General features: G+C 70.7%; 7 protein-coding genes. All 7 read right to left on the bottom strand.

What is annotated here, in order from left to right; translation table 11 throughout:
• Window positions 1–129: 129 nt before the first annotated feature.
• Window positions 130–2,034 (bottom strand): 1-deoxy-D-xylulose-5-phosphate synthase, encoded by a 1,905-nt coding sequence (gene dxs / locus Q0A33_RS08305; RefSeq protein WP_291795055.1) that lies wholly within the window; start codon window positions 2,032–2,034, stop codon window positions 130–132.
• A 304-nt stretch (window positions 2,035–2,338) separates the two neighbouring features.
• Window positions 2,339–3,325 carry a PIN domain-containing protein gene (locus tag Q0A33_RS08300; protein ID WP_291795053.1) on the bottom strand — a complete coding sequence of 329 codons (987 nt, stop codon included), beginning with the start codon at window positions 3,323–3,325 and terminating at the stop codon, window positions 2,339–2,341.
• Complete coding sequence (locus tag Q0A33_RS08295) at window positions 3,322–3,735, bottom strand: helix-turn-helix domain-containing protein (protein ID WP_291795052.1); 414 nt, start codon at window positions 3,733–3,735, stop codon at window positions 3,322–3,324. The genes Q0A33_RS08300 and Q0A33_RS08295 overlap by 4 nt, the downstream gene beginning before the upstream one ends.
• Window positions 3,736–4,073: 338 nt before the next feature.
• Window positions 4,074–6,812 (bottom strand): aconitate hydratase AcnA, encoded by a 2,739-nt coding sequence (gene acnA, locus Q0A33_RS08290; RefSeq protein ID WP_291795050.1) that lies wholly within the window; start codon window positions 6,810–6,812, stop codon window positions 4,074–4,076.
• Between the two features lie 48 nt (window positions 6,813–6,860).
• Window positions 6,861–8,291 carry a methyltransferase domain-containing protein gene (locus Q0A33_RS08285; RefSeq protein WP_291795048.1) on the bottom strand — a complete coding sequence of 477 codons (1,431 nt, stop codon included), beginning with the start codon at window positions 8,289–8,291 and terminating at the stop codon, window positions 6,861–6,863.
• 96 nt (window positions 8,292–8,387) lie between these two features.
• Window positions 8,388–9,251 carry a DUF3710 domain-containing protein gene (locus Q0A33_RS08280; protein WP_291795046.1) on the bottom strand — a complete coding sequence of 288 codons (864 nt, stop codon included), beginning with the start codon at window positions 9,249–9,251 and terminating at the stop codon, window positions 8,388–8,390.
• Between the two features lie 32 nt (window positions 9,252–9,283).
• A partial coding sequence (gene dut, locus Q0A33_RS08275; RefSeq protein WP_291795044.1) for a dUTP diphosphatase occupies window positions 9,284–9,708 on the bottom strand: 425 nt, incomplete at its 5' end.

Below are 9,708 nucleotides of genomic sequence, written 5' to 3'. Positions count from 1 at the left end.
GCGAGGACGCGCGCGCCGGGCAGACGGAGCTCAGCGCTCCCGTGCTCGCACGGGCGCTCGAGGCCGTGCCGGGGGTCTGACGCCGTGCCACGGGTCTGACGCCGTGCCGCCGGCCTGAGGCCCGGGGCGTCAGCCCCGCCGGGGCAGCCGTGCGAGGATCTGCTCGACCATCGCGGTCACGCTCAGCCCCGCGCCGTCGAGCACCGTCTCCCGTGTCCCCTGCGGCAGGAAGCGATCGGGCACTCCCAGTTCGAGCACGCCCACGGGAGAGTCGTCAGCCCGCAGCTCCTGCCGCAGGCGGGAGCCCACTCCACCGGTGCGCACGCCGTCCTCGATGACGGCGGCGAGCCGGTGCTGCTGGGCCATGGCCTGGACGGACTCGGGCACCGGCAGCACCCACCGCGGATCGACGACGCAGGCCCCCACGCCGGCCTCCGCGAGTGCCCGGCGCACGGCGAGTGCACGGTCGGCCAGCGCTCCCACGCTCACCACGAGCACGTCCGCGCCGAGCCCCTCCGGGACCTCGGCGAGCACGTCCGCGCCGTCCTCCGTGCGCCGCAGGGCGGCGATCTCCTCCCCCACGTCGCCGCGGCTGAAGCGGACCACCGTGGGGGCGTCGGAGACCTCGACGGCCTCCTCGAGCTCCTCCACGAGCCGTACGGCGTCACGGGGTGCGGCCAGTCGCAGCCCCGGCACCACCTGCAGGAGCGCCATGTCCCAGATCCCGTGGTGGCTGGGCCCGTCGGGCCCTGTCACTCCCGCGCGGTCGAGGACGAAGGTCACGCCCTGCCGGTGCAGGGCGACGTCCATGAGCATCTGGTCGAACGCCCGATTCATGAAGGTCGCGTAGAGGCACACCACGGGGTGCAGGCCGCCGTACGAGAGCCCTGCGGCGGAGGCGACGGCGTGCTGCTCCGCGATGCCCACGTCGAAGACGCGGTCCGGATGCGCGGCCTGGAAGCGGTCCAGGCCCACAGGGTGGAGCATGGCGGCCGTGATGCCCACGACGTCCTCGCGCCGGTCCGCGATGGCGGCGATCGCCTTGGAGAACACCGAGGTCCACGACTCCGCCGCGCGCGGGGCCGCCTGACCGGTGAGCGGGTCGATGACGCCCACGGCGTGGAACTGGTCCGCCTCGTCCGCCACCGCCGGCCCGTAGCCGTAGCCCTTCTGCGTGAGGGCGTGGACGATCACGGGGCCCTGCTCGTAGTCCTTCGCCAGCTGCAGCGCCCGTTCGAGGGCCTCCAGATCGTGCCCGTCCACGGGCCCCAGGTACTTGAGCCCCAGGTCGTCGAACACGCCGGTGCGGGAGTCGGACGCCATGTCCTTGAGACCGCGCTTCATGCCGTGCAGCGCGGCATAGGCCGCGCGTCCGGGGGCACCGGCACCGTGCAGGCGCTCCTTGCCCCAGCTGAGCAGGCTCTCGTAGCTGTTCGAGGCGCGCATGGAGTCCAGGTGCGCGGCGAGGCCGCCCACGGTGGGCGAGTAGGAGCGGCCGTTGTCGTTGATGACGACCACCAGCTTGCGCGGCGGGTGCGAGTCGTCCGCCGCGATGGTGTTGAGCGCCTCCCAGGCCACTCCGCCGGTGAGCGCGCCGTCGCCGATCACCGCGACGACCCACCGGTCGTCCTCGCCCTTGAGCTGATGGGCCTTGGCGATGCCGTCCGCCCAGGACAGGGAGGTGGAGGCGTGGGAGTTCTCGAGCACATCGTGCGGGCTCTCCGCCCGCGACGGGTAGCCGGACAGGCCGCCGTCCTGCCGCAGAGTGTCGAACCGGTCGCCCCTGCCTGTCACGTACTTGTGGACGTAGCTCTGATGGCCCACGTCGAAGAGGAGCGTGTCCTTGGGGCTGTCGAACACCCGGTGGAGTGCGAAGGTGAGCTCCACGACGCCCAGGTTGGGGCCCAGGTGGCCGCCCGTGCGGGAGACGGTGCGCACGAGCTCCTCCCGGAGCTCCTTGGCGTAGACCTCGCACTCCGCGAGGGTGAGCTTCCGCAGGTCTGCTGGCTCTGACACGGACTCCACGAAGCTCATGCGGCGGACACTCCTGGTAAGCGGACGGATGGGTTCCCACTCTATCCTCTGTGGTGAGGCTCCCGCCCTTCGCGCCGGCCCGTGGTGCGGCGGACACGCTGGCTCCGCATTGCTGCGCTGCAGCGTGCGAACGCGCCGGAGAGGTGCGGTAAAGCGGAGGCGCGGCGGCAACGCACCGGGGCTCAGCGCGCAGCGTGCGACTCAGCTCGTGGCGAGTTGCACATCGGAGCGAACCTCGGCGCTGACAAGCCCGGTTCCGAGGCCGACAAGCCCTACTTCATGTGAGAGGAATCGGAGGATCCCCTCACTCGCCGAGGATCTCCCGGGCAGGCAGAAGAGCCGGACCGAGCCCCCACACCCGCCAGGTCCCGTCCTCTATACGGACCACGGTGAGGAACGTCACCGGAGCGAGGAAAGACTGAAAGACCTGTGACGTCTGCGCGACCTCCGGGACGAACCGCATGAACGCGATCCGGTCGGGAGCGTCCACCGCCGGGATCACCTTCGAGGCCAGGGACTTCTTCTCCAGGTGCTCGACCGCCCACCCGTAGTCGTCCCACACAGACGGGTCATAGGTGAGCGACCGAGCGATGTCGAGGTCGTCGAGGAGTCCCGCATACCACAGGAGTGCGACCTGCGCCGGACTGGTCAGATCCCCCGGCTCCCCCAGCGAAGCGGCGACAGAGTCGTCGTCGGAGACGGTCATGGCGACGACCGGACTGACCGGGTCCGGAGGTTCGCCCATGGCGTCCGCAGCAAGGTTGGCGAACATCGGGACGGTGGCGGCGAGCCCGGCCAGCCAGCCGGACATCGTCTCCGGCGGCCTGCGGAGGTCCTGGACGCCGACCTCCAGCGCGGCGATCACGGCGGTCGGCCGCCGATTCAGCAGCTGGAACAGGAACGCGTCCGGATGGAGCACCTCGACGCCGTGCGGATCCGTGCTCTCAGCCGGGAAGTCCTTGAGGTTGAAGGTGACAAGCGCATCGGCCTCATCGTGCACCGCGGCGGCGAGCACATGCGCATCCTTCGGGTCGCACGTCATCTTCTCGATCAGCTCGTCGAAACCGTCGACGAGCGCCTCGGCGCCGAAGGCCTCGCGCATGAATCCGACCCGGCGAGCCGCGTGCTTCGGGTCCACGCCGAGCTTCGGCCGGTTGTGCTCGACCTCTCCGAGGATCCGATCCGACCACGGAGGCTGGAAGAGCCCGGCCTCGGCGAGCCACAGCAGCGTCGAGGCGAGCCTGATCGGGATCAGGGCGTTCGCGTCGAGAACGACGGTCGGACCGCTCACCGGGTGCTGATCACGCGGTCCGGTCGCGTGTCCTCGGCGACGTCTTGGGCCAGCTCGCGCAACGCGGTCCGCCTGCGCGCCACGCTGGCCTTGCGGTAACGCTCCAGCTCCGCGGCGGAGATCCGACGGTGAACTCCCCCGCCCTCGGCCTCCAGCTCACCGCGGTCGATCAGCCGCACCACCGTCATCCGGCTCACGCCCAGCAGTTCCGCCGCCTGCTGCGTGCTCAGAAGCGCGTCCGCAGGGAGGACCACAGCGCCTCCGCTCGATTCCAGCACCTCGACGACGCGCAGCAACGCGTCCCGCGCCTCCCCCGGGATCGCCGCGCCGCTGCCTGTCGGGACGCCGATCGCGTCCTCAATGGCAGAACGAAGGCGCTGCGCCTCGTTGTGCGCGATCATTCCAGTCATGGAGTCCATGGTACGCCTCAAACGCTCAAAACGCACAGCGTGGCGGTCGACGACCTGACTCGAACTGGTCGAACGTGGCATCGGGCAGTATCCGCACGCCCGTCGAGGTTCTGACGGGATCCAGCGTCTCGGCGACGATCGGCGCCCCCTATGGCACTCCGCAATCACCTCACCGACAGCCCCCGGCCTGAACACACACGCCGGCTCCGCGTTGCTGTGCTGCAGCATGCGAACACACCGGGGAGGTGCGGTGAAGCGGAGGCGCAGCGGCGCCCGGACGCACCGGAGCCCCGGTCACGTCCAGGACGTGACCGGGGCTCCCGTGCGCAGCGTGCGACTCAGCTCGTGGCGAGCTGACGCAGCACGTACTGCAGGATGCCGCCGTTGCGGTAGTAGTCCGCCTCACCGGGGGTGTCGATGCGGACGACGCCGTCGAACTCCACCGTGGTGCCGTCGGCCTTGGTCGCGGTGACCTTGACGGTGGACGGGGTGGTGCCCTCGTTGAGCTGCTCCACACCGGTGATGGAGAAGGTCTCCGTGCCGTCGAGGCCCAGCGACTCCGCGGACTCGCCGGCGGGGAACTGCAGCGGCAGCACGCCCATGCCGATGAGGTTGGAGCGGTGGATGCGCTCGAAGCTCTCCGCGATGACCGCGGCCACACCGAGCAGCTTGGTGCCCTTGGCGGCCCAGTCGCGCGACGATCCGGAGCCGTACTCCTTGCCGCCCAGGACGACCAGCGGGATGCCGGCGGCCTGGTAGTTGACGGAGGCGTCGTAGATCGTGGTCTGCGGTCCGCCCTCCTGCGTGAAGTCACGCGTGAAGCCGCCCTGCACGCCGTCCAGCAGCTGGTTCTGCAGACGGATGTTGGCGAAGGTGCCGCGGATCATCACCTCGTGGTTGCCGCGGCGGGAGCCGTAGGAGTTGAAGTCCTTGCGCTCCACGCCGTTGGCGACGAGGTACTTGCCGGCCGGGGTGTCCGCCTTGAAGGAGCCCGCGGGCGAGATGTGGTCGGTGGTGACCGAGTCGCCCAGCTTGGCGAGCACCCGCGCACCGGAGATGTCCTTCACGGGGGAGGTCTCCAGCGTCATGCCCTCGAAGTACGGGGGCTTGCGCACGTACGTCGACTTCTCGTCCCACTCGAAGACGTTGCCGGTGGGCGTGTCGATCTGCTGCCAGCGCTCGTCGCCGTCGAAGATCGAGCCGTACTCGCCGGTGAACATCTCCGTGCTGATCGAGGAGTCGATGAGGGCCTCGACCTCTTCAGGCGAGGGCCACACGTCCTTGAGGTACACGTCGTTGCCGTCCTGGTCCTGACCCAGCGGCTGCGACTCGAAGTCGAAGTCCATGGTGCCGGCCAGGGCGTAGGCGATGACGAGCGGCGGGGACGCGAGGTAGTTCATCTTCACGTCCGGGCTGATGCGGCCCTCGAAGTTGCGGTTGCCGGAGAGCACCGCGGTGACGGAGAGGTCGTTGTCCTGGATGGACTGCGAGATCTCGTCCTCGAGCGGACCGGAATTGCCGATGCAGGTGGCGCAGCCGTAGCCCACCACGTAGAAGTTGAGCGCCTCGAGGTCCGGGATGAGCCCGGCCTTCTCGTAGTACTCGGTGACGACGCGGGAGCCGGGTGCGATCGAGGTCTTCACCCACGGCTTCGAGCTGAGACCCTTCTCACGCGCCTTCCGCGCGAGCAGGCCGGCAGCCATCATGACGGAGGGGTTCGAGGTGTTGGTGCACGAGGTGATCGAGGCGATCGCCACTGCGCCGTTGGCCAGCTCGAACTCACGGCCGTCGGGCATGGAGACGGGGGCGGACTTGGCCTCGTCGCCGGGCTGCGAGTAGTTGTGGATGTCCTTGGCGAACTGCGACTTGGCGTCCGAGAGCTGGATGCGGTCCTGCGGGCGCTTGGGGCCGGAGATCGAGGGGACGACCGTGGAGAGGTCGAGCTCGAGGTACTCCGAGTACGCGACCTCCTCGTCCGGGTTGTGCCAGAGGCCCTGCTCCTTGGCGTAGGCCTCGACCAGGTCGATCTGCTCCTGGCTGCGGCCGGTGAGGCGCAGGTAGTCGACCGTGACCTCGTCGATCGGGAAGATCGCGGCGGTGGAGCCGAACTCGGGGCTCATGTTGCCGATCGTGGCGCGGTTGGCCAGCGGCACGGAGGACACGCCCTTGCCGTAGAACTCCACGAACTTGCCCACGACGCCGTGCTTGCGCAGCATGTCCGTGATCGTGAGGACCACGTCCGTGGCGGTGACGCCGGAGGGGATCTCGCCGGTGAGCTTGAAGCCCACCACGCGCGGGATGAGCATGGAGACGGGCTGGCCGAGCATCGCGGCCTCGGCCTCGATGCCGCCCACGCCCCAGCCTAGGACGCCCAGGCCGTTGACCATCGTGGTGTGGGAGTCGGTGCCCACGAGGGTGTCCGGGTAGGCGCGGGTGACGCCGTCGACCTCACGCGCCATGACGACGCGGGCCAGGTACTCGATGTTGACCTGGTGGACGATGCCCATGCCCGGGGGGACGACCTTGAAGTCGTCGAACGCCGTCTGGCCCCAGCGGAGGAACTGGTACCGCTCACCGTTGCGCTGGTACTCGATGTCCATGTTGCGCTCGATCGCGTTCGCGTTGCCGAACGAGTCGATCTGCACGGAGTGGTCGATGACGAGCTCGGCCGGGGCCAGCGGGTTCACCTTGTCCGGGTCACCGCCGAGCTCCTTGACCGCCTCGCGCATCGTCGCGAGGTCGACGATGCAGGGCACGCCGGTGAAGTCCTGCATGACCACGCGCGCGGGGGTGAACTGGATCTCGTGGCTGGGATCCGCCGTGGCGTCCCAGTTCGCGAGGGTGCGGATGTGGTCCGCGGTGATGTTCGCACCGTCCTCCGTGCGGAGGAGGTTCTCGAGGAGCACCTTGAGGCTGTAGGGCAGCTTCTCCGAGCCTTCCACCTGGTTCAGGCGGAAGATCTCATAGCTCTTGCCGTTGACCTCAAGCGCGCTCTTGGACTTGAAACTGTCGACGTTGCTCAACGTGTTTCTCCTCTTCGTGCTGCTCGCGACACCCACGGAATCTGTGCGCGGCATTTAGGCAACGCGAATGTTCCGTAAAGTATCTTGATGTCAAGATAAATCCTACCACGCGCGCCGGAACAGGGAGACGGTCTCCAGGTGTCCGGTGAGCGGGAACAGATCGTGTCCGGTGACGGACAGGAGCTCGTATCCGCCCGCTCGCAGTCCCGCCGCATCGCGGGCGAAGGTCGCGGGATCGCAGGAGACGTAGACGAGGTCCCGGACCGGGGAGTCCACCAGCGCCCGGACCACCTCACGCCCCGCCCCCGCGCGCGGGGGATCCAGCACCGCCGCCGCGGCCTCGGGCAGCTCCCCGAGCCGCTCCACCCGCCCCGTGCGGAACTCCGCTCCGAGGCCCGCGGCGTTCTCCCGTGCGCGTTCGATGGCCTCGGCCGAGCCCTCGACCCCGATCACCCGGCGACCGTCCTCCGCCAGCGCGACGCCCAGCAGCCCGGCACCGCAGTAGAGGTCCAGCACCGTCCCGGAAGTGGCGCCGCCGTCCGCGAGCAGGTCTCGCACCTCCTGCGCGAGCACCCCGGCCGCGTCCCGGTGCACCTGCCAGAAGCCGGTGCCCGCGACCGTGAGGGGACGGCCCAGACCCGGCACCGCCTCGGTGACGAGACCGGAGCCGGTCACGAGGCGGAGGTCCGCCGCCGAGGTCCCGCCCCGGTTGCGCGCATTCCCACCGCGGCCGGTCCGCGCACGGCCGGCGCCCCGGCGTCCGCGGGCGGAGCGCCCGCCGCGACCGGCGGCCCCGCCGGGCACCGGGGCAGCGGCACTCTCGCCGTCCTCGGCGAGCACGCTCCACTCCCCCGGCCAGCACGCGCTCATCTCCACGACAGCAGGGGCGTGGGAGAGCGCGGACGGGCCGCGCAGGACCACCGCCCCGGAGTCCGCGCCCGCGGCGATCTCGAGCCGGGTGAGACCGGGCAGCCGCATCCGTGCGAGACCGAGCGCGCTGATGGCCTCGGTCGCGAGCGGGACGTCCGTCCCGCCGAGCGGGACGACGCGGTGGGAGCCGGCGGCGTACATGCCGGGGCGCCCCTCCGCGTCGAGGGCGAGCTGCACGCGGGTGCGCCAGCGCGTGCCGGCGGCGAGGTCAGCGGGATCCGCGTCCGCCTCGGAGGGGGCCGGCAGCACGCGGAACCCCACGGCCTCGGGATCGATCCCGCCGAGGCGCCTGAGCTGGTCCGCCGCCGCCTGCTCCTTGAGCACGCGGGAGTGCGCGAGCTCCGCATGGGCGAACTCGATGCCGCCGGCACCGGGGACGCCGAGGAGGTCCCGGCGGTCCGCGACACGGTGCGCGCTGGGCTCGAGCACCTCCACCGTGCGGGCGCGGAGCACCTTGGCGGAGGTGCGGACCACCTCGGCGACCACGTCCTCACCGGGCAGTGCGCCGGAGAGGAACATCGTCCGACCGTCGTGGTGGGCGAGCATCTCACCGCCCGCCGCCGGTCGCAGGGCCCGGACGGTGACTGTCTCGTTCTGTGTCATCTCTGCTCTCAGTGGCGCGGTTCTCAGGGGCGCTGCGCACGAGGAGGGACGCGCGGTGCGCTGTGTACGAGGCCGGCGCCCGCGGCCCGGTCCCGGTCAGCGGACCTCGGCGATCTCCGGCCCGCGCTCGAAGGGGTTGAGATCGTCGTCGTCCGGCCCGCCGGACTTCTCCTCCCCGGCGTCGGAGGCCGCCCGCGCCTCCTCCGTGGCACCGCCGGACTGTGCGGCGGGAGCGGTGAGGGCGATGAGCTCACGCGGAGGCATGGCCGCATCACCGCGGCGGACGACGGCTCCCCGGAACAGATCCACGAGCGCGGCGCGCTCGCTCGCCTCCGTCACGGCGGTGCCGGAGAACACGGCACGGAGGAACCAGCGCGGCCCGTCCACTCCCGCGAACCGCGTGATCCGCACACCCGTGCGGCCGTCCTTGGTCCGGACGGGCACCTGCGAGACCAGCTCGTGGCCCAGCTCCGTGTAGAGCTCGTCCGCCTTGCCGCCGCGCTTGCGGATGCTCTCCGCGAGCTCGGTGCGCACCGAGCGCCAGAGGCCCTCGCCGCGCGGGGCGGCGAACACCTGCAGCTGCATGGCGGCCTTGCCGTTGACGAGGGTGACGGCCAGGATGCGATCGGTCTTGCCCTCCGTCTCGAGACGGATCTGCATCCCGTCGATGACGGGGACGGCGACGGCGCCCAGGTCCAGCCTGTTGCGCTCCGGAACGGCCTCGGCCGCATCGAACGGTCCGTTCTCCGCGCGGTCCCGCGGACCCTCCTTGGGGTCAGGCGCCCATTCGTCGTCAGGTGCGGCCGCACCCGAGGCCGCCTCGGCCTCGGCGGGGGCCTCCTCGTCCGCGGCAGAGGGCTGGGCCGCGGAACGCGCGTCTGCGTCCTCCGGCAGCGCGTCCTCGCTCCCGCCGGATGCGGCGGGGTCGGAAGACTTCCGGAAAAGGTCGAACAGTCCCATACATCCTTCTTTCGCGACGATATGGTGCGAGTCTAGTCGCCGGACGCGGAGAATCCGCCCGTGGACCCGAAGCCCCCGGAGCCCCGCTGCGTCTCGTCCAGCGACTCCACCACGGCGAACTCCGCGTGGGCCACCTCCTGGACGACGAGCTGGGCGATGCGGTCACCGGCGGTGATGTGGTGCGCCGTGTGCGGATCGAGGTTGACGAGCGCCACCCTGATCTCGCCGCGATAGCCCGCATCAATGGTTCCCGGCGCGTTCGCCACGGTCACGCCGTGCTTCGCGGCGAGACCGGAACGCGGGTGGACGAACGCCGCGTACCCCTCCGGGAGCGCGATCGCCAGGCCGGTGCGGACCGCGTGCCGGGCGAAGGGCTCGAGCACGACGTCCTCGGCGGCACAGAGATCGGCGCCGGCGTCGTCGGCGTGGGCGTAGGCGGGAACGGCCGCACCTGCGT

This window comes from Brevibacterium sp. (assembly GCF_022712115.1).
Taxonomy (GTDB): Bacteria; Actinomycetota; Actinomycetes; order Actinomycetales; family Brevibacteriaceae; genus Brevibacterium; species Brevibacterium salitolerans.
The sequence above is the reverse complement of the archived record's forward strand: the minus strand, read 5'-3'. Positions and strand labels throughout refer to the sequence as shown.

Bases quoted from the DNA above. Each gene is read 5' to 3' on its own strand.
- Q0A33_RS08285 (WP_291795048.1), bottom strand. From the start codon at position 8,291: ATGACACAGAACGAGACAGTCACCGTCCGGGCCCTGCGACCGGCGGCG.
- Q0A33_RS08295 (WP_291795052.1), bottom strand. From the start codon at position 3,735: ATGACTGGAATGATCGCGCACAACGAGGCGCAGCGCCTTCGTTCTGCC.
- Q0A33_RS08280 (WP_291795046.1), bottom strand. From the start codon at position 9,251: ATGGGACTGTTCGACCTTTTCCGGAAGTCTTCCGACCCCGCCGCATCC.
- acnA (WP_291795050.1), bottom strand. From the start codon at position 6,812: ATGCCGCGCACAGATTCCGTGGGTGTCGCGAGCAGCACGAAGAGGAGA.
- dxs (WP_291795055.1), bottom strand. From the start codon at position 2,034: ATGAGCTTCGTGGAGTCCGTGTCAGAGCCAGCAGACCTGCGGAAGCTC.